An 18,872-nucleotide genomic window follows, 5' to 3' on the forward strand; every position below is an offset into this window, starting at 1 on the left:
CACGTTTGCCTATCTGACCGTTTGACCCTCAAGCCACGAGGCACCTCATGATCCGCGAAGAATTCCTGCGTTTGGCCGCTGCCGGCTATAACCGTATTCCCATGGCCTGCGAAACCCTGGCCGACTTCGATACGCCGCTGTCGATCTACTTGAAACTGGCCGACCAGCCCAATTCCTATTTGCTGGAATCGGTACAGGGCGGTGAGAAATGGGGCCGTTACTCGATCATCGGCCTGCCGTGCCGTACCGTGCTGCGGGTACACGACCATCGGGTGAGTATCACGCATGATGGCGTCGAGATCGAAAGCCATGATGTGGAAGACCCGCTGGCCTTCGTCGAGACCTTCAAGGCGCGCTATAACGTACCGACCATTCCCGGCCTGCCGCGTTTCAACGGCGGCCTGGTGGGTTACTTCGGCTACGACTGCGTGCGCTACGTGGAAAAACGTCTGGGCAAATGCCCGAACCCCGACCCATTGGGCGTGCCGGACATTCTGCTGATGGTCTCCGATGCCGTGGTGGTGTTCGACAACCTCGCCGGCAAGATGCATGCGATCGTGTTGGCCGACCCGTCCCAGGCGGACGCGTTCGAACAAGGCCAGGCCAGTCTCGAAGCCCTGCTGGATAAACTGCGCCAGCCGATCACTCCGCGGCGCGGGCTGGACCTCAGCCGTCCGCCTGCCGCTGACCCGGTATTCCGCTCCAGTTTTACCCAGGATGACTACGAGCGCGCAGTCGACACCATCAAGGAATACATCCTCGCCGGTGATTGCATGCAAGTCGTGCCGTCGCAACGCATGTCCATCGACTTCAAGGCGGCGCCGATCGATCTGTACCGTGCACTGCGTTGTTTCAACCCGACGCCCTACATGTACTTCTTCAACTTTGGCGACTTCCACGTGGTGGGCAGTTCGCCGGAAGTGCTGGTGCGTGTCGAGGACAACCTGATCACCGTGCGCCCGATCGCCGGTACTCGCCCGCGTGGCGCGACCGAAGAGGCGGATCTGGCGCTGGAAGAAGACCTGCTGAGCGACGACAAGGAAATCGCCGAGCACTTGATGCTGATCGATCTGGGCCGCAACGATACCGGGCGTGTCTCGGAAATCGGCTCGGTGAAACTCACTGAGAAGATGGTGATCGAGCGCTATTCCAACGTCATGCACATCGTCTCCAACGTGACCGGCGAGCTGAAGGCCGGCTTGACCGCGATGGACGCGCTACGGGCGATTTTGCCGGCGGGCACTTTGTCGGGTGCGCCGAAGATTCGTGCGATGGAAATCATCGATGAGCTGGAGCCCGTCAAGCGCGGCGTCTACGGCGGCGCGGTGGGCTATTTCGCCTGGAACGGGAACATGGACACCGCCATCGCGATCCGCACCGCGGTGATCAAGGACGGCGAGCTGCATGTGCAGGCCGGTGGCGGCATTGTGGCGGACTCGGTGCCGGCCCTTGAATGGGAAGAAACCCTGAACAAGCGCCGCGCCATGTTCCGCGCGGTGGCGTTGGCTGAGCAAACCCCGCAGGGTTGAAGCCAGCTGTAGATCAAAGTGTGGGAGGGGGCTTGCTCCCGATTGCAGAGTGCCAGTTACCAATGAGCTGGCTGATCCACCGCAATCGGGAGCAAGCCCCCTTCCACTTTGGTTTTGCGCCATTTCAAGACTTGATCAGAAGTCCAGGCTCACACCCACACTCACCCCTTGCTGGGTCAGGTTGTCATCCTTTCTTACGTTATACGAAGCTCTCAGCGCCAGCTCTTGTGTCAGCTTGTGGCTGACTCCCAGGCTCAAACGGTCCGAGTTGCTGCGGGGCGTGTAGCCATCCAGTTTGAAGTCGATGCCCGGCACGCTGTTGAGTGAAATCTTCACCTTCTGGGTGTCGTTTTCGAACTCGTGCTCGTGGGCGACCTCGCCAAATACCTGGGTTTGCGGCGTCACGCGGTAGCTGCCCTGCAGGCCGACGCCGAGGCGCTTGGAGTCGCGTTGTTGATCGGCGAAGGTCAGTGCGGTGGAGCGGCTGTCTTTTTCCGAGTAACCCTCTACTTCGACCCGCGAGTAATCGGCGCTGACAAAGGGCGACAGGTGCCAGTCGCTGCCTGGAGCGGCAATGTCATAGCCTGCGCGGCCGCTCAAGGCCCATAGCCAGCCGTCGGTGTCACCTTTCTCCGAGCCTTCGCTGACGCCCAGGGCGAACTTGCGCTTGAGGCTGTCGAAGTCCAGTTTGCCGCCGGTCAGTGCGGCATCGGCCCACCAGTGGTTTTGCTGGTACTGCGCGAAAGCACTGCCCATGTAGCTGTTGAGTTTGTAGTCCGAATCGCGGGCGCCGGCTTCGAGAGTCTGTCGATACAACCCGGCTGCAACGCCTACACGCCAGCTCTCGTTGAGCCGGTAGCTGCCGCCGACATTCACGTTGTAGCCATTGCCGTCACCGCTGGCCGAGCTGCCTTGACGATCGAAGTCCAAGTGCTGGCCTCCCCCCGCCACAATCGCTCGCCATTGGCCCACCGCCTGCCAGTGGCCGTTGTCGGCCTGCCACTGATTGCGCAGTTCATCCTGGTGCGCACGCAGGGTGCCTTGGGCCATCTCCGGCAGCAGGCTCAATTCCCATGGGGCCGCGAGCAGCGAATAGGCGTAGTCGGCGATCAGCTGTTGCCCAGTGATGGTGGGGTGTACCGAATCGTTGTAGATCAGCTTGGTCGGATCGGGGTTGGTGCCGCCAAGCCCATAGGTCGGGTTGGCGCAGCTGGGGTCGGTGAAGCAGGTGCCCGTGAGGTTCTGTCCGGTGGCCAGGCCGAAGCGGGCAGGGTCGGCGAAGGTTTCCTTCAACAGCAACGGGATGTTCAGTGGGATGATCTGGGCGTCGATCTGCGACAGGCGCTGGACCAGCGCCTGGTTGAAAAGGTTACTCAGGGCAGTACTCGCCCCTTGTGCCGGCGTACCGTTAATCGCCGGTGTCAGCCCCAGGTCGGGCAACATCCACACCATGATGTAGCGCGCCCCCGCTTGTTGCAGAGCTTGTGCGCTGTCGGCCAGACGCCCGCCTGCGGCAACGGCTTGGCCGGGGCTGAGTACACGGCCTTGCAAAAAGTCATTGCCGCCCCCGGAGAGGAAATACAGCGCATTGGGGTCGGCTCGCCCGCCGTTGGCCGGTAGATAACCCTGGCGGCTGCGCAGTACGGTACCGCCACCGGCGTTGCCGGGTGGAATCGCCGCGTTGGAGACGGAGGTGATGGAATCCAGAATATTGTCGGTACGGTAGCCGCCGACCGCCCAGTTGTTCCCGTCAGGCAGACCTTGTGCTGCACGAACCGGTGAGGTGGAGGCATTCAGGTCGTTAGGCGCGACACCCAGCCTGGTACCCAACAAGGTCGATGAAACCAGGCCGTAGCCGCCCTGGAACGTCGGCCCGGTGCGGTTGGTAAAGCGCAAGGTGGCGCCGGCGTTGCCATCGGGGAACTGGCCGGCGTCGGCGAGGCTGTCGCCAAAAACCACCATGGTTGAGTAGGGAGAGGAGGCTGCAAACGCCTGCGCGCAGGCCAGTGACAGGAGGCAGCCGGCCAATGGAGCGAAGAAAGTCGGTCTGAACATGCAAAATTCCATTTAGTTATTTTTGTATCGCAGGTGAAACACTAGCAATGTTTTCCGGCTTTTCTTCGACGATTACGGTTTTTTCCTACAAGGAGGCGGTGGTGATGCCCCCGTATTCGTTGCTCCATATTGCACCGCTGGCGAGGCTACGTTACTGTGCCTGAACGTATGAATGAGACCCTCCCCGTGTTGATCATCAGCAAACTCTTGATGCGAGTAGTCAAGGCACACGCCCGTTGGCGTTGGCGCGCCTGACATTTTTCTCTGCCGGCCTGGCCGGACCTGTACCGATTTGCCTTCTGCACCCTCTGTTTGACGCCCTTGCCGGCTCACCCCGGCAACCGGAACGTGCGTCTGGCAGCGGGACACTCTTTTGGAAGGCGGTCATTCGAAATCAGTGAATTCAAGAGGTTTGAACCCACATGTTGCTGATGATTGATAACTACGACTCCTTTACCTACAACGTTGTGCAGTACCTGGGGGAACTCGGCGCCGAGGTCAAAGTGGTGCGCAACGATGAACTGACCGTGGCCGAAATCGCCGCCTTGAATCCGGAACGCATTGTGGTTTCGCCGGGGCCCTGCACGCCGACCGAAGCCGGCGTCTCCCTGGAAGCGATCAAGTACTTCGCCGGCAAATTGCCGATTTTGGGCGTATGCCTGGGCCATCAGTCCATCGGCCAGGCGTTTGGCGGTGACGTAGTGCGTGCGCGCCAGGTGATGCACGGCAAGACCAGCCCGGTGTTCCATAAGAACCTGGGGGTGTTCCACGGGCTTAACTTGCCGGTGACCGTGACCCGTTACCACTCGCTCGTGGTCAAGCGCGAGACGCTGCCCGAATGCCTGGAGTTGACCGCCTGGACCCAGTTGGAAGACGGCTCGGTCGACGAGATCATGGGCCTGCGCCACAAGACGCTGAATATCGAAGGGGTGCAGTTTCACCCCGAATCAATCCTGACCGAGCAGGGCTACGAGCTGTTCGCCAACTTTCTCAAGCAGAGCGGCGGCACGCGCTAAGGACTTTCCATGGATATCAAGACTGCCCTGAGCCGTATCGTCGGCCATCTGGACCTGAGCACCGCTGAAATGAGCGATGTGATGCGCGAAATCATGACCGGTCAATGCACCGATGCGCAGATTGGCGCTTTCATGATGGCGATGCGCATGAAGAGCGAGAGCATCGACGAAATCGTGGGCGCCGTGTCGGTCATGCGTGAGCTGGCGGACAAGGTCGAACTCAATACCCTCGACGGTGTGGTCGACGTGGTAGGCACCGGCGGTGACGGCGCCAATATCTTCAACGTGTCGACGGCTTCATCCTTTGTCGTCGCCGCCGCCGGCTGCACCGTGGCCAAGCACGGCAACCGTGCGGTTTCCGGCAAGAGCGGCAGTGCCGATTTGCTGGAAGCGGCCGGGATCTACCTGAACCTGACACCGGTGCAAGTGGCGCGCTGTATCGACAGCGTGGGCATTGGCTTCATGTTCGCCCAGTCCCATCACGGTGCGATGAAACACGCAGCCGGCCCGCGCAAGGATCTTGGCCTGCGTACCCTGTTCAACATGCTCGGCCCGCTTACGAATCCGGCCGGTGTGAAACATCAGGTGGTGGGCGTATTCAGCCAGGCGCTGTGCCGGCCGTTGGCCGAAGTGCTGCAGCGTCTGGGCAGCAAGCACGTGCTGGTGGTGCATTCCAAGGATGGACTGGATGAGTTCAGCCTGGCGGCACCGACCTTTGTCGCGGAGCTGAAGAATGACCAGGTCAGCGAATATTGGGTCGAGCCCGAAGATCTCGGCATGAAGAGCCAGAGTTTGCACGGCCTTTCGGTTGAGAGCCCGGCGGCGTCGCTGGAGCTGATTCGTGATGCCTTGGGGCGTCGCAAGACTGAAAATGGCCAAAAAGCTGCGGAAATGATTGTCCTGAATGCTGGCGCGGCACTTTACGCAGCGGACCATGCCTATAGTCTTAAAGAGGGTGTCGCTTTGGCCCACGATGCGTTGCACACCGGTCTGGCTCGCGAGAAGCTCGAAGAGCTGGGAGCATTCACCGCAGTGTTCAAGATGGAGAATGAAGGATGAGTGTCCCGACCGTGCTGGAAAAAATCCTCGCGCGCAAAGCCGAAGAAGTCGCCGAGCGCCGCGCGCGCGTGAGCCTGGCGGAGCTTGAGGCTCAGGCGAAAGTCGCCGATGCCCCGCGTGGTTTTGCCAATGCCTTGATCACCCAGGCCAAGCTCAAGCAACCGGCGGTGATTGCCGAAATCAAGAAGGCTTCTCCAAGCAAAGGCGTGATCCGCGAACATTTCGTGCCGGCGGAAATCGCCGGCAGCTATGAGAAGGGCGGGGCGACGTGCCTGTCCGTGCTGACCGATATCGACTACTTCCAGGGTTCCGACTTGTATCTGCAGCAGGCGCGCGCCGCGTGCAAGCTGCCGGTGATCCGCAAGGATTTCATGGTCGACCCTTACCAGATCGTCGAAGCCCGTGCCCTCGGCGCCGACTGTGTGCTGTTGATCGTTTCCGCCCTGGATGACGTGAAGATGGCCGAGCTGGCTGCCGTGGCCAAAAGCGTCGGGCTGGATGTGTTGGTCGAAGTGCACGATGGCGACGAGCTGGAACGCGCTCTGAAAACCCTCGACACACCGCTGGTGGGGGTCAACAACCGTAACCTGCACACCTTCGAAGTCAGCCTGGAAAACACCCTCGACCTGTTGCCGCGTATTCCACGGGACCGCCTGGTGGTTACCGAGAGCGGCATCGTCAACCGAGCTGACGTTGAACTGATGGAAATCAGCGGCGTGTATTCGTTCCTGGTCGGCGAGACATTCATGCGCGCCGAGAACCCGGGGGCGGAGCTGCAACGCCTGTTCTTCCCGGAGCGTGGCGTGACGATCAGCGGTTCGACCCTGGACTGATGATGACCCTGCCCGCAAGGATGACCGTTGAGGCAGGGCTTGCCGCCGAGCAGGCGTTGTTGGCGGCCGTGTGTGCGGGTGAGCAGGCGTTCGGGCTGTTTTTTTGGCAGCCCAGCGATCAAGCCTTGGTCATGCCGCGCCGTTTGAGCCGGCTGCCGGCTTTCGCAACCGCCAGCCAGGTTTCAGCGGATGCCGGTTGGCCGGTACTGCTGCGTGAAACCGGCGGAGAACCGGTGCCGCAGTCGAGTGCGACGGTCAATATCGCCCTGGTCTATGCACCGCCGCGCAGCGAAGGTGACCAGAATCGTATTGAAACCGGTTACTTGCGTTTGTGCCAGCCGATCTGCGATTTACTCAGCGAGTTGGGGGGCGATGCTTCTGTCGGTGAAATCGACGGCGCGTTTTGTGACGGTCGCTACAACGTCAATCTGAACGGCCGCAAAATGGTCGGCACCGCCCAGCGCTGGCGACAAAGTGCTGGCCGCCCGGTGGGGTTGGTGCATGGTGCATTGCTGCTGGATAACGACCGTGAGGAACTGATCGCGGCGGTCAATCGCTTCAATCAAGCCTGCGGTCTCGACCAGCGGGTGCGTGCCGACAGCCATATTGCCCTGCACGAAGCTTTTCCCGCGCCGGATGCGATCGCTCGGCTGGACGCGCTGTACCGTCAAATGTTGGCCAGTTTCCTGCCGGGTTAACGGGTACCGAACACCACCATTGTTTTGCCTTTGACGTGCACCAGGTTGCGCTCTTCCAGGTCCTTGAGCACGCGGCCGACCATTTCCCGTGAACACCCGACAATGCGCCCGATTTCCTGGCGTGTGACCTTGATCTGCATGCCGTCGGGGTGGGTCATCGCGTCAGGCTGTTTGCACAGCTCAAGCAGGCAGCGAGCCACGCGGCCGGTGACATCAAAGAATGCCAGGTCGCCCACTTTACGCGTGGTGTCACGCAGGCGCTGGGCGATCTGACCACTCAGCGCGTACAGAATGTCGGGGTCATGCTGGGCCAGTTCGCGGAATTTTGTATAGCTGATCTCGGCCACTTCACATTCGACCTTGGTCCGCACCCACGCGCTGCGTTTCTGCTCTTTACCCGCCTGTTCGAACAGCCCGAGTTCCCCAAAGAAATCCCCGGTATTGAGGTACGCGATGATCATTTCGCGACCGTCGTCATCCTCGATCAAGATGGTGACTGAGCCCTTCACAATGAAGAACAACGTTTCCGAGCGTTCGCCTGCGCAGATGATGTTGTGTTTGGCCGGATAGCGACGGCGCTGGCAATGCATCAACAACTTGTCGAGATTCTTGATCTTGGGTGTGGGAGTAAGAGCAACCATGGTTGTATCCCGAAAGAACTGCAGGGTGTGATTGGATTTGTTTTTATCCAGCGGTGTCGGCATTGATACACGCTGCACAAAAGATGGCAATGCGCCATTGAATTGGCGCCAGCTTACCAGACGCATTCTGATTCGATTGATGATTTTGCCTGGCAAATGCTGTCATTGATCGCTTTCATGCGGGGCGCTGCTGTTTCGAGGCCCTGTGCTAAGCTGATGACCCTTTTTTAGCAGTGGAGTCTGGATGATGAAGGCACGCATCCAATGGGCGGGCGAAGCCATGTTCCTCGGTGAGTCGGGCAGTGGCCATGTCGTGGTCATGGACGGCCCGCCGGAGGCCGGTGGCCGTAACCTGGGTGTACGCCCGATGGAAATGCTCCTGCTCGGCGTAGGCGGTTGCAGCAATTTCGACGTGGTCAGCATTCTGAAGAAATCCCGCCAGGCCGTGGAGAGCTGCGAAGCCTTCCTGGAGGCCGAGCGTGCCACTGAAGATCCCAAGGTGTTTACCAAGATCCATATGCATTTCGTGGTGAAGGGGCGAGCGCTGAAAGAGGCTCAGGTCAAACGTGCCATCGAGCTGTCGGCCGAGAAGTATTGCTCGGCGTCGATCATGCTCGGCGCGGCCGGTGTGGCGATCACCCACGACTACGAAATCATCGAGCTGGGCTGACGGGACACGCAAAAGAAAAAGGGCGCTTCTATAGCGCCCTTTTTTGTGGGTCAGGCTCTTGGTACTTATAGGCGGTAGGTGCTTTTGGTCATGACCTTGGCCAAAAGGCTCATGCCGAACCTCACCGGCGCCGGGAAGCGGAAACCGCCGGCATCCAGTGCGCTTTCTGCGTGGTGTTCTTCATCGATGCGCATTTGCTCAAGAATGGCTCGGGACTTTTCGTCCTCCGCCGGCAATTGCTCCAGGTGTTCATCCAGGTGTTTGCATACCTGATGTTCTGTCGCTGCGACAAACCCCAGGCTGACCTTGTCGCTGATCAAGCCGGCAGCGGCGCCGATGCCGAACGACAAACCGTAGAACAATGGGTTGAGCACGCTGGGGTGGCTGCCCAGTTGGCGAATGCGCTGTTCGCACCAGGCCAGGTGGTCGATTTCTTCTTCGGCCGCATGTTCCATCGCCGCGCGTACTTGCGGCAGCTTGGCGGTCAGCGCCTGGCCCTGGTACAGCGCCTGGGCACACACTTCACCGGTATGGTTGATACGCATCAGGCCGGCAACGTGGCGGGTGTCGGTCTCGCTCATCTGTGCTTCAGGTTGCACGATGGCGGGCGATGGACGGTAAGGTTGGCCGCTGAATGGCAGCAGCGTGCGCATGGCCATGTCGGCTTGCAGCAACAAACGGTCAATCGGCGAGTAGTGACGTTGGGTAGTCATGCTGACCTCCGGGAGGAATCTCGGCGGCCAGTTTACCGCAAGAGAGGACAAAGCGTTTGTGCTGAGTCAGGGGCATGGGGTCGCAGCCTTGGGCCGCGACCTGTACCGCGAGGCTGATCAGCCCGGTGGCCAGTTCATCTGGCGCTGGCCGAGTACATGCATATGGATGTGATAGACGGTCTGCCCGCCATCTTCATTGCAGTTCATCACCACGCGAAAGCCTTTTTCGCAGCCTTGCTCTACCGCCAGGCGCTGGGCAGTGAACAGGATATGGCCGGCCAGGCTCTTGTCTTCTTCCGTCAGGTCATTGAGCGTACGGATCGGCTTCTTCGGGATTACCAGGAAATGCACCGGTGCCTGAGGCGCGATATCGTGGAAGGCGAGGACCTGGTCATCCTCGTAGATGATCTTCGCGGGTATTTCTCTGTTGATGATCTTGGTGAACAGAGTATCCACAGCTGTTTCTCCATTATGAAAGTGCGAGGTGAGTGTACCCAGGCGGTCAGCGCGGGCAATAGGCCTTGTTGATCGCGCCGGCGATCTTGCGGGTCAGCCAGCGTGGGCTGAAACGCGGGCTGAAGGCCAGCCAGCGGTTGCGTCGTCCGGGAATGATGATGGCTTTGTTCTTTTCCAGTGCTCGCACGGTATAGAGCGCCACTTCCTCAGGGCTCATCAATTGTCCGCTGCGGTCGAGCTTTGCGGCGTCCATTTGCGCGGTGCCGAAGAACGCCGTGCGTGTAGGTCCGGGGCACAAGACTGAAACTTTGATGCCGCAGGTTTTCAACTCTTCGCGCAACCCTTCGGAAAAGTGCAGTACATAAGCCTTGCTGGCGTAGTAGCTGCTCATCCACGGGCCGGGCTGGAAGGCGGCGACTGAGGCGACGTTGAGAATCTGCCCGCCCCCGTGCAGGGCCATCGCGTTGCCAAGGGCATGGCACATGCGGGTCAGGGCCAGGATGTTGACTTCGATCAGGTCTTGTTCGGTCATCCAGTCCTGGGCCAGAAATGGCCCGCTGGTGCCGATGCCGGCGCAGTTCACCAGCAAGTCGATCTGACGTTCGCCTTCTTCCAGTTCCAGCAGGAACCCGGACAAACGCAGGGGCTCGCCCAGGTCACAGGCACGAAACAGCACCTCGACGCCAAAGCGTTGAGTCAATTCGATTGCAATGCTTTCCAACTGATCACGCTGACGGGCCACCAGAATCAGGCTGCGGCCGCGCCGGGCCAGGGCTTCGGCCAAAGCCAGGCCGATGCCGCTGGAGGCGCCGGTGATCAGAGCGTAACGGGTCATGCCTTTCTCCATCGCAACGCCGCCGAGCCTGTGACAGGGACATCACAGGCGGGCGGGCGTTTCTTCACTGTTCTGGAGAGTCTACAGGTTCGGCTGCTTCATCAGCACTTTGCGCGTCTTCTTCATCAACGATAACGCTTTGATCGGCAGCGTCATCGGAGGTGATCGAGCTGTTTTCGTAGCCGCTGTCCATGTTGGCTTCGAGTTGATTCAGGTAACCGTTCATACCCAGCGTAACCACGATAGCCAGCATCACTGGAATAAACGCCAGCCACAGGGTGGCCAGGACTTTTACCGCAGTGGAGTTGCGCGGTGGTGGCGCACCGTATTGGTTGGCGCCAGCGTTCCCCGGCAATACCAGCAACAAGATCGGGAAGACGCTGTTCACCAGCGGCACCAGGTTGAGGAACCATAACCAGCCGGACCAACCCAGGTCGTGCAGCCGCTGCACGGCGATTTGCACGCTGACCCAGAGCATGGCCACGAACAACGCAAAGCCCAGCAGCGAGCCCAGAATGATACCCGCGGTCGGCGAAGCGGTTGCCACGGCAAAGCCGGCAGTGGCGATGATGCCGGAGGCGACGAGCATCGCAACGGTCAACACCAGTGTCCAGGCCAGGTACCGCAGGCGGCCGATACGTCCATGGATGGTGAACACGTTGAGGGGGGCGTATTCCGGCAACTCATCGCCTACGGCTGCGCGCGGAGGGGCATAGGGCGAGGCGGCTGGTTGCGAGAAGTCGGAGGTGTGGGACGATGTTTCGTGGGTTTCTGCAAGACTGAAGGCTACCGGCTGTTCGGCTTCGATACGTGCGTCGACGCCGGCGTTTTTCAGTGCGTTGAGATAGGTTTCTGCGTCCGGGCGGGACAGGTCACGTTTCAGCGCAACGGGGCGGCCGGTGAAGAGTTTCTCGATGGCCTCGACTTCACTCTTGAACAGCTCGGCGAGGTTCAGCTTGGCAGTGGTGCTTTCGACACCCGGGAGCAATGCTCCATCAAACACTATCTTGAAACGGTTGTCGCTCATGCGGGCATCCTTGTCATTTGTAGTGGGAGGGTTGCAGGCCGGCTGCTGCCAGCCGGTCCGGCAATTGTATCAGCGTGGCCAGCGTAACTGTGTCACCTGCTCGCGGGCCTTGCGGTATTCGGCATCCAGGCGAGCAACGAGTTCGTCCACAGTGGGCAAATCATTGATTTCCCCGACACCTTGGCCGGCAGACCATACGGTTTTCCAGGCTTTGGCCTCGTCATTCAACGGCTTGAGCTTGGAGCCGAAATTGACGTCCGCCTTGCCTTGAAGGGCTGCGAGGTCGAAGCCGGCGTTTTCCAGGCTCTGGCGCATGAAACTGGCGGGTACGCCGGAGACTGCTGGAGTGTGCACGATGTCGGCGGCCCGCGATGTGAGCAGCATCTCTTTATAGGCATCCGGCGCATGACTTTCGGTGGTGCCGATAAAGCGCGTGCCGAAATACGCAAGGTCGGCTCCCAACAGCTGGGCGGCGAGGATCTCGTGCCCATGATTCAGGCAGCCGGCCAGCAGCAGCGTTTTATCGAAGAACTGGCGTATTTCAGCGATCAGCGAGAATGGGCTCCAGGTGCCTGCATGGCCTCCGGCGCCGGCCGCCACGGCGATCAGGCCGTCAACACCCGCTTCTGCGGCTTTCTCGGCATGGCGCCGCGTGGTGACGTCGTGAAACACCAGTCCGCCATAGCTGTGCACGGCGTCGACCAGTTCCTTCACCGCGCCGAGGCTGGTAATGACGATGGGGACCTTGTGTTCGATACAGATCGCCAGGTCGGCCTGCAGACGTGGGTTGCTGTTGTGCACGATCAGGTTGACGGCATATGGCGCGGGGTTGTCCAACTGTGCCAGGCCCGCTTCGATTTCCTCCAGCCAGGCCTTGAAGCCACTGCTTTCGCGCTGGTTGAGCGCCGGGAAGCTCCCGACCACCCCGTTGCGGCAACACGCCAGGACCAGTTGCGGGTTGGAAATCAGGAACATCGGCGCAGCCACTACCGGCAGGCGCAGACGTTGTTCAAGCAGAGCGGGCAGCGACATTGGAGGTACCCCGTGTGATGTGAAGTTAGAACGGTTTGACCACGACCAAAATTACGATAGCCAGCAATATCAGAACCGGCACTTCATTGAACCAGCGATAAAAGACATGGCTGCGGGTGTTTTCGCCACGGGCAAAACGCTTCACCTGTGCGCCGCACATGTGGTGGTAGCCGATCAACAGTACGACAAGCGTGAGCTTGGCGTGGATCCAGGCACCCGATTGAAAGATGCCGGGGTTAAGCGCCAGCATCCAGACACCGAATATCAATGTGGCGAGCATCGCCGGCCCCATGATGCCGCGGTAAAGCTTGCGTTCCATCACGCTGAAGCGTTCCTTGCTGACGGTGTCCTCACTTTGAGCGTGGTAGACGAAGAGGCGGGGGAGGTAGAACAGCCCGGCAAACCAGCAGACGATGCTGACGATATGAAAGGCTTTGACCCATAGATAAAGCATTTTTAATTATTCCCAGGTTCACGGTAGCCAAGATAGTAGTGGCTGACGCGCCCGTACGTCACGTTGGCGGTTGTCGCAGGACGATACGGCCCCTATTATCGACGCCTTTCCAGTGGGTTCGTTGAGGGCAGGTTTATGGTCAAGGTCGGTATCGTCGGCGGCACGGGTTACACCGGTGTCGAATTGCTGCGTCTGTTGGCCCAGCATCCGCAGGCAGAGGTGGTCGTCATCACTTCCCGATCAGAGGCCGGGCTGGCCGTGGCCGATATGTACCCGAACCTGCGAGGCCACTATGACGGCCTGGCATTCAGTGTTCCGGATATCAAGACCCTGGGCGCCTGTGATGTGGTGTTTTTCGCCACGCCCCACGGTGTGGCCCATGCGTTGGCTGGGGAACTGCTGGCGGCCGGTACCAAGGTGATCGACCTGTCCGCAGACTTCCGCCTGCAGGATGCCGATGAGTGGGCCAAGTGGTACGGCCAGCCGCACGGTGCACCGCAATTGCTGGAGGAGGCGGTGTATGGCCTGCCGGAAGTCAATCGCGAGCAGATCAAACAAGCGCGCCTGATTGCCGTGCCGGGCTGCTATCCGACTGCGACCCAGCTGGGTTTCCTGCCATTGCTGGAGGCCGGGCTGGCAGATGCTTCGCGTTTGATCGCGGACTGCAAGTCGGGCGTGAGTGGCGCCGGTCGTGGCGCGGCAGTAGGTTCGCTGTACTCCGAGACTTCGGAAAGCATGAAAGCCTACGCAGTCAAAGGGCATCGCCACCTGCCGGAAATCCGCCAAGGGCTGCGCCGTGCTGCCGGTAAGGATGTGGGCCTGACTTTTGTGCCACATCTGACGCCAATGATCCGTGGTATTCACTCCACGCTCTACGCCACCGTGGTCGATCGCTCGGTTGATCTGCAGGCGCTGTTTGAAAAGCGTTACGCCAACGAGCCGTTCGTCGACGTGATGCCCGCCGGCAGCCACCCGGAAACCCGCAGCGTGCGTGGTGCCAATGTATGCCGTATTGCCGTGCACCGTCCGCAGGATGGCGACTTGGTGGTGGTGCTGTCGGTGATCGACAACTTGGTCAAGGGCGCGTCGGGCCAGGCGGTGCAGAACATGAATATCCTGTTTGGCCTGGATGAAAAGCTGGGCTTGTCTCACGCAGGCATGCTGCCTTAAGACGGCTTTGTCGCTGTGCAAAAGGCCCGTTGATCGGGCCTTTTGCGTTTTTAATGGCGCTTGAGCAGATTGATATACCGTAACAATAGTTGACCGCTTTTCTAGGAGAAGCGGATAATGCCGTCCATTACGCATAGGGCGGCGCTACGCCGGGAGATTATCAGCATGAGCGTTGAATCCTTCACCCCCACGGCTTTGCAATTCACCCACGGTGCTGCGCACAAGGTGAAGAGCCTGGTCGATGAAGAGGGTAATGATCGCTTGAAGCTGCGCGTATTCGTTACGGGCGGCGGTTGTTCAGGGTTTCAGTACGGTTTTACCTTCGATGAAGATGTGGCCGACGACGATACGATCGTCGAGCGCGAGGGCGTCAGCCTGGTCGTTGACCCGATGAGCTTCCAATACCTGGCAGGTGCCGAGGTGGATTATCAGGAAGGTCTGGAAGGTTCGCGTTTTGTGATCAAGAACCCCAATGCCACGACTACCTGTGGTTGCGGGTCTTCGTTCTCGATCTGATTGATAGCGCATAAAAAACGCCGCTTGGCCTTGATTGGCCAAGCGGCGTTTTGCTGTCTGCGATTCTCAGTGTCGTCAGGCGGGGTAGATCGCGCCCAGGACCCGAAGCCCGCGTGCACCGGTGACACTCGGGCGGTTGGCGGCGATGCCTTCGAGGCAGCAATGGGCCAGCCAAGCGAAGGCCATGGCCTCAACCCAGTCGGGGCTTACACCGTAAGAAGCGGTGCTATCGACCTGGGTGTTGGGCAGCAGTGCGGCCAATCGCTTCATCAGCGTAGCGTTATGGGCGCCGCCGCCGCAGATCAGCAGGGTCTGCGTTCCGGATTGTGCCGCTTGTAGAGATTCGACGACGGTCAGGGCGGTCAGCTCAAGCAGGGTGGCTTGCACATCCTGAGGCTGGAACGCAGGCAATTGACCGAGATGCTGTTGCAGCCATTTCAGGTTGAACACTTCGCGTCCGGTACTTTTCGGGCCTTTGGTCTGGAAGAAGGGGTCGCTGAGCAGCGCGTTGAGTAACTGCGGCTGGACCTTGCCACTGGCCGCCCATTGGCCGTCTCGGTCAAAGTGGTCGCCGCGTTGGTGATGAATCCAGGCGTCCAGCAATACGTTGCCCGGGCCGCAGTCGAAGCCCGCTACGGGCTTGCCGGTTTCAATCAGGCTGAGATTGCTGAACCCGCCGACATTCAATACGGCGCGCTGACCGGTCTGCTCGCCGAACAACGCTTCATGAAAGGCGGGTACCAAGGGGGCGCCCTGGCCGCCGGCCGCTACATCACGGCTGCGAAAGTCGCTGACCACGGTGATACCGGTCAGCTCGGTGAGCAGGGCGGGGTTGCCGATCTGAACGGTGAAGCCCCGTGCAGGTTCATGGCGGATGGTCTGGCCATGGCTGCCAATCGCACGGATATCCTGAGGCTTGAGATTTTGCTGGTCCAGCAAGGCGTGGATGCCCTGAGCGGCCAGTGTTACCCAGTGTTGCTGGGCAATGGCCGAGCGGGCTATCTCGTCCGGGCCGCTGGCGCACAGGTCAAGAAGCTCGGTGCGCAGCGTGTCCGGCATGGGAATATAGTGGTTGGCGATCAATTTGATCGTCGGGTCTTGTTCGATCAGGGCGATATCCAGGCCATCGAGACTGGTCCCGGACATCACGCCTATATAGAGCGACATACCTTAACGCTTCGCCGAAGCCAGCAAGGTGGACCGTTCCTGATCCATGCGCGCCATCAGCGGCTGGCTCTGTTGCAGGAAGCGTGCGCGCTCGGCCTTGGCGATAGGGTCGGCCATTGGCAGCTTCTGGCCCAGCGGATCTACGTGAACGCCGTTGACCTGAAACTCATAGTGCAAGTGCGGTCCAGTCGACAGGCCAGTGGTACCGATATAACCGATCACCTGGCCCTGCTTCACGTTACTGCCTGTCGATACGCCCTTGGCGAAACCTTGCATATGACCATAAAGGGTACGGTAAGTGTTGCCGTGCTGGATGATCACGGTGTTGCCGTAACCGCCACGACGGCCGGCCAGCAGGACTTTACCGTCACCGGCTGCCTTGATAGGCGTGCCGCGAGGGGCTGCGTAATCGACGCCTTTGTGGGCGCGGATTTTGTTCAGAATTGGATGCTTGCGACCCATGGAGAAACGCGAGCTAATACGAGCGAAGTCGACGGGCGTACGAATGAAGGCCTTGCGCATGCTATTGCCGTCGGCCGTGTAGTAGCTGCTATTGCCCTGTTTGTTGGTATAGCGAACGGCGGTGTAGGTCTTGCCGCGGTTGGTAAAGCGTGCGGAAAGAATGTTGCCGGTGCCGACGACTTTACCGTTGGCGACTTTCTGTTCGTAGATCACGTCGAATTCGTCACCCTGGCGGATGTCCTGGGCGAAGTCGATGTCGTAGCCGAACACCTTGGCCATGTCCATGGTCATGCTGTGGGACAAGCCGGCGCGCGCGGCTGATTGAGACAAGGAACTATTGATTACGCCGTGTACGTAGGCTGAGCGCATTACGGGCTTGGCGGTTATGCGGTTGAAGGTGAAGCCTTTGGCGCCCCGGGTCAGGGCAATGCTTTCCAGGTCGCTGGTGCTGCTGTGCAGGTTGTTCAGTTGGCCGTTTGGCGCCATTTCGAACTCAAGCTTCTGGCCGTGCTTTAGCTGGGTGAATTGCTTGGCTTGTTTATCGCTGGCCAACACCTCATTAACGGTGGCGGCGGGCAAGCCGACCTTCTCGAACAGGGTTGATAGCGTGTCGCCTTTCGCCACGATCACTTCGCGATGCAGTGGGTTCTTGGCAGGGGCGGCTGCAGGCGGCTCCTGTTCGGCCTGTTGAGTCTCTTCAGGCGTGTTTTCTATCTGTGCGAAGGGTGATTCAACTGGTGCATTTGTGGCTTGTTGGGCGTCGGAAGCGTCTTGATCTTGTGTCAGTTGTTCAACTGGGCTTTCCAGGTCAAGGCTCAGGGATGTTCGTTTGGCTTCTACGTCACTGGAAGGGAATACCAGGAGTGCCAGGCTGAGAAGAGCGGCGATGCCACTTGCGGCGAGCAAGTGGGTCTTCGGGTAAAGCGGCGGCGCTTTAGACGGTTCAGTGGTCATAAGTAATTTTGACTTTGAAGATGAAATGGAAAAGATGAATGACATGATGAAGATGAAATAACTGTATAAAATATAACCAAATCATCTGTGGCGCAAGCTCGCGAACGCTGGGCTTGCTGAGTGGTGTCCGTACGTAGGGCAAAACTTGTAATTAGTCACTGATCTTGTATGGTTGGTTCCCTTTTGAATTCGAGCCTTGCGGGTCTGTTATGAAGTCGGTTGAAGAGCAGCTAGCGCTGATAAAACGTGGTGCGGAAGAATTGTTGGTCGAGGCCGAGCTGATTGAAAAGCTCAAGCGTGGCCAGCCCCTGCGTATCAAGGCTGGCTTTGATCCGACAGCACCGGATCTGCACTTGGGGCATACCGTGCTTATTAACAAGTTGCGTCAGTTCCAGGAACTGGGGCATCAGGTCATTTTTCTGATCGGTGATTTCACCGGGATGATCGGTGATCCGAGCGGCAAGAGCGCAACGCGTCCGCCGCTGACTCGTGAGCAGGTTCTCGAGAATGCCGAGACCTATAAGACGCAGGTGTTCAAGATTCTCGATCCGGCCAAGACCGAGGTGGCGTTCAACTCCACCTGGATGGATCAGATGGGGCCGGCGGACTTTATTCGTCTGACCTCTCAGTACACTGTCGCGCGCATGCTTGAGCGCGATGATTTCGATAAGCGCTACTCCACCAATCAGCCGATTGCCATTCACGAGTTCCTGTATCCGCTGGTCCAGGGGTATGACTCGGTGGCGTTGCGTGCGGACGTCGAGCTGGGCGGTACTGATCAGAAGTTCAACCTGCTGATGGGGCGTGAGCTGCAGCGTGCGTATGGGCAAGAAGCTCAATGCATTCTGACTATGCCTTTGCTGGAGGGGTTGGATGGCGTCAAGAAGATGTCCAAATCCTTGGGTAACTATGTGGGTATCCAGGAAGCTCCCGGCGTGATGTACGGCAAGCTGGTGTCTATTCCGGATGCGCTGATGTGGCGTTACTTCGAGTTGTTGAGCTTCCGCTCGATGGATGAGATCAACGCATTGCGTGCCGATGTAGAGGCGGGTGCGAACCCGCGGGACGTCAAGATCAAGTTGGCAGAAGAGATTGTTGCGCGTTTCCATGGCGAAGAGGCTGCGGCCAGTGCTCACCGTGCGGCGGGTAACCGTATGAAGGATGGCGAGCTGCCGGACGATCTGCCTGAGATTGAATTGACTGCTGCAGAGGCGATGCCGATCGCGGCTGTCCTTAACAAGGCGGGCCTGGTGAAGAACTCGGCGGTGGCACGTGATCTGCTGGGTTCCGGCGGTGTGCGTATAGATGGTGAGGTGGTTGATCGCACCTTTATATACGAGCTCGGTGCTACCCATGTCTGTCAGGCAGGGAAGAAGGCATTTGCGCGTATTACGCTCAAGGCTGAATAAAGCTGAAATTAGTGGTTGACGGCGAATTATATCTGTCTATAATTCGCCCCACTTCCGGCGCAGTCGAAACTGAAAACTCCTTGGTAAACAAGAAGTTATGAAGATTCAGGCAGCGAATAGCTTCAGTTCATCGAAGCCCAGAAGGAGTTGGTAGGGCGGTGTTATTTGGCTCTATC

At 59.3% G+C, this 18,872-nt stretch carries 19 protein-coding genes; 9 read left to right on the forward strand and 10 right to left on the reverse strand.

Translation table 11 applies throughout. The features are described from left to right. Positions 1 to 47: 47 nt before the first annotated feature. The gene (gene trpE, locus ACQRBV_RS12090; protein ID WP_060757296.1) at positions 48 to 1,529 is read left to right on the forward strand and encodes an anthranilate synthase component I; all 1,482 of its coding nucleotides are present in this window, start codon (positions 48 to 50) and stop codon (positions 1,527 to 1,529) included. A 135-nt stretch (positions 1,530 to 1,664) separates the two neighbouring features. Here the strand turns inward: trpE and estP are convergent, their stop codons facing one another. Next, entirely contained in the window at positions 1,665 to 3,584 is a 1,920-nt protein-coding gene (gene estP / locus ACQRBV_RS12095) for an esterase EstP (RefSeq protein ID WP_411985396.1), read from the reverse strand. Between the two features lie 422 nt (positions 3,585 to 4,006). Between estP and ACQRBV_RS12100 the strand changes: the two genes are divergently transcribed. Genes ACQRBV_RS12100 through ACQRBV_RS12115 form a run of 4 tightly spaced genes read left to right on the forward strand, consistent with a single transcriptional unit; the run spans position 4,007 to position 7,190 of the window. Continuing rightward, complete coding sequence (locus ACQRBV_RS12100) at positions 4,007 to 4,600, forward strand: aminodeoxychorismate/anthranilate synthase component II (RefSeq protein ID WP_060757298.1); 594 nt, start codon at positions 4,007 to 4,009, stop codon at positions 4,598 to 4,600. Between the two features lie 9 nt (positions 4,601 to 4,609). Next, positions 4,610 to 5,659, forward strand: a complete 1,050-nt coding sequence (gene trpD / locus ACQRBV_RS12105) for an anthranilate phosphoribosyltransferase (RefSeq protein WP_060757299.1) — start codon at positions 4,610 to 4,612, stop codon at positions 5,657 to 5,659. Further along, the gene (gene trpC / locus ACQRBV_RS12110; RefSeq protein ID WP_090368518.1) at positions 5,656 to 6,492 is read left to right on the forward strand and encodes an indole-3-glycerol phosphate synthase TrpC; all 837 of its coding nucleotides are present in this window, start codon (positions 5,656 to 5,658) and stop codon (positions 6,490 to 6,492) included. Before trpD ends, trpC begins: the two co-directional genes overlap by 4 nt. A gap of 2 nt (positions 6,493 to 6,494) precedes the next feature. After that, positions 6,495 to 7,190, forward strand: coding sequence for a lipoate--protein ligase family protein (locus ACQRBV_RS12115; RefSeq protein WP_411985397.1), 696 nt, complete (start codon positions 6,495 to 6,497; stop codon positions 7,188 to 7,190). Here ACQRBV_RS12115 and crp read toward each other — a convergent pair. Beyond that, entirely contained in the window at positions 7,187 to 7,831 is a 645-nt protein-coding gene (gene crp / locus ACQRBV_RS12120) for a cAMP-activated global transcriptional regulator CRP (RefSeq protein ID WP_060757312.1), read from the reverse strand. The genes ACQRBV_RS12115 and crp overlap by 4 nt on opposite strands. A gap of 247 nt (positions 7,832 to 8,078) precedes the next feature. On the opposite strand from crp, the gene ACQRBV_RS12125 reads away from it, so the two are divergent. Then, positions 8,079 to 8,501 (forward strand): OsmC family protein, encoded by a 423-nt coding sequence (locus ACQRBV_RS12125; protein ID WP_005792019.1) that lies wholly within the window; start codon positions 8,079 to 8,081, stop codon positions 8,499 to 8,501. Positions 8,502 to 8,566: 65 nt separating this feature from the next. Here ACQRBV_RS12125 and coq7 read toward each other — a convergent pair whose 3' ends face one another. The 6 genes from coq7 to hemJ form a co-directional block, all read right to left on the reverse strand. Then, on the reverse strand, positions 8,567 to 9,214 hold the full coding sequence (coq7, locus tag ACQRBV_RS12130; RefSeq protein WP_060757302.1) for a 2-polyprenyl-3-methyl-6-methoxy-1,4-benzoquinone monooxygenase: 648 nt from the start codon (positions 9,212 to 9,214) through the stop codon (positions 8,567 to 8,569). 117 nt (positions 9,215 to 9,331) lie between these two features. Beyond that, a complete protein-coding gene (locus ACQRBV_RS12135; protein WP_060757303.1) occupies positions 9,332 to 9,670 on the reverse strand; it encodes a histidine triad nucleotide-binding protein in 339 nt (112 codons plus the stop codon). Positions 9,671 to 9,716: 46 nt separating this feature from the next. Next, entirely contained in the window at positions 9,717 to 10,505 is a 789-nt protein-coding gene (locus ACQRBV_RS12140; RefSeq protein ID WP_104994834.1) for an SDR family NAD(P)-dependent oxidoreductase, read from the reverse strand. Between the two features lie 64 nt (positions 10,506 to 10,569). Then, positions 10,570 to 11,532: a DUF805 domain-containing protein gene (locus ACQRBV_RS12145; RefSeq protein ID WP_090368523.1), complete on the reverse strand. Its 963-nt coding sequence runs from the start codon at positions 11,530 to 11,532 to the stop codon at positions 10,570 to 10,572. A 69-nt stretch (positions 11,533 to 11,601) separates the two neighbouring features. Beyond that, positions 11,602 to 12,564 (reverse strand): NAD(P)H-dependent flavin oxidoreductase, encoded by a 963-nt coding sequence (locus tag ACQRBV_RS12150; RefSeq protein WP_411985398.1) that lies wholly within the window; start codon positions 12,562 to 12,564, stop codon positions 11,602 to 11,604. Positions 12,565 to 12,589: 25 nt separating this feature from the next. Continuing rightward, complete coding sequence (gene hemJ / locus ACQRBV_RS12155; RefSeq protein WP_244384996.1) at positions 12,590 to 13,018, reverse strand: protoporphyrinogen oxidase HemJ; 429 nt, start codon at positions 13,016 to 13,018, stop codon at positions 12,590 to 12,592. Between the two features lie 135 nt (positions 13,019 to 13,153). Here hemJ and argC point away from each other — a divergent pair, with 135 nt between their 5' ends. Both argC and erpA read left to right on the forward strand, forming a co-directional pair. Further along, on the forward strand, positions 13,154 to 14,188 hold the full coding sequence (argC, locus tag ACQRBV_RS12160; protein WP_003210935.1) for an N-acetyl-gamma-glutamyl-phosphate reductase: 1,035 nt from the start codon (positions 13,154 to 13,156) through the stop codon (positions 14,186 to 14,188). A gap of 165 nt (positions 14,189 to 14,353) precedes the next feature. Further along, positions 14,354 to 14,704 (forward strand): iron-sulfur cluster insertion protein ErpA, encoded by a 351-nt coding sequence (erpA, locus tag ACQRBV_RS12165; protein WP_003176443.1) that lies wholly within the window; start codon positions 14,354 to 14,356, stop codon positions 14,702 to 14,704. 75 nt (positions 14,705 to 14,779) lie between these two features. Here the strand turns inward: erpA and ACQRBV_RS12170 are convergent, their stop codons facing one another. Further along, on the reverse strand, positions 14,780 to 15,871 hold the full coding sequence (locus tag ACQRBV_RS12170; RefSeq protein ID WP_060757309.1) for an anhydro-N-acetylmuramic acid kinase: 1,092 nt from the start codon (positions 15,869 to 15,871) through the stop codon (positions 14,780 to 14,782). Positions 15,872 to 15,874: 3 nt separating this feature from the next. After that, positions 15,875 to 17,287, reverse strand: coding sequence for a peptidoglycan DD-metalloendopeptidase family protein (locus ACQRBV_RS12175; RefSeq protein WP_060757310.1), 1,413 nt, complete (start codon positions 17,285 to 17,287; stop codon positions 15,875 to 15,877). A gap of 209 nt (positions 17,288 to 17,496) precedes the next feature. On the opposite strand from ACQRBV_RS12175, the gene tyrS reads away from it, so the two are divergent. After that, positions 17,497 to 18,696 (forward strand): tyrosine--tRNA ligase, encoded by a 1,200-nt coding sequence (gene tyrS / locus ACQRBV_RS12180; protein WP_161548733.1) that lies wholly within the window; start codon positions 17,497 to 17,499, stop codon positions 18,694 to 18,696. The last annotated feature ends 176 nt before the right edge of the window (positions 18,697 to 18,872 follow it).

The sequence above is a fragment of the Pseudomonas sp. R11F genome (genome assembly GCF_050312575.1).
GTDB lineage: Bacteria > Pseudomonadota > Gammaproteobacteria > Pseudomonadales > Pseudomonadaceae > Aquipseudomonas > Aquipseudomonas palleroniana.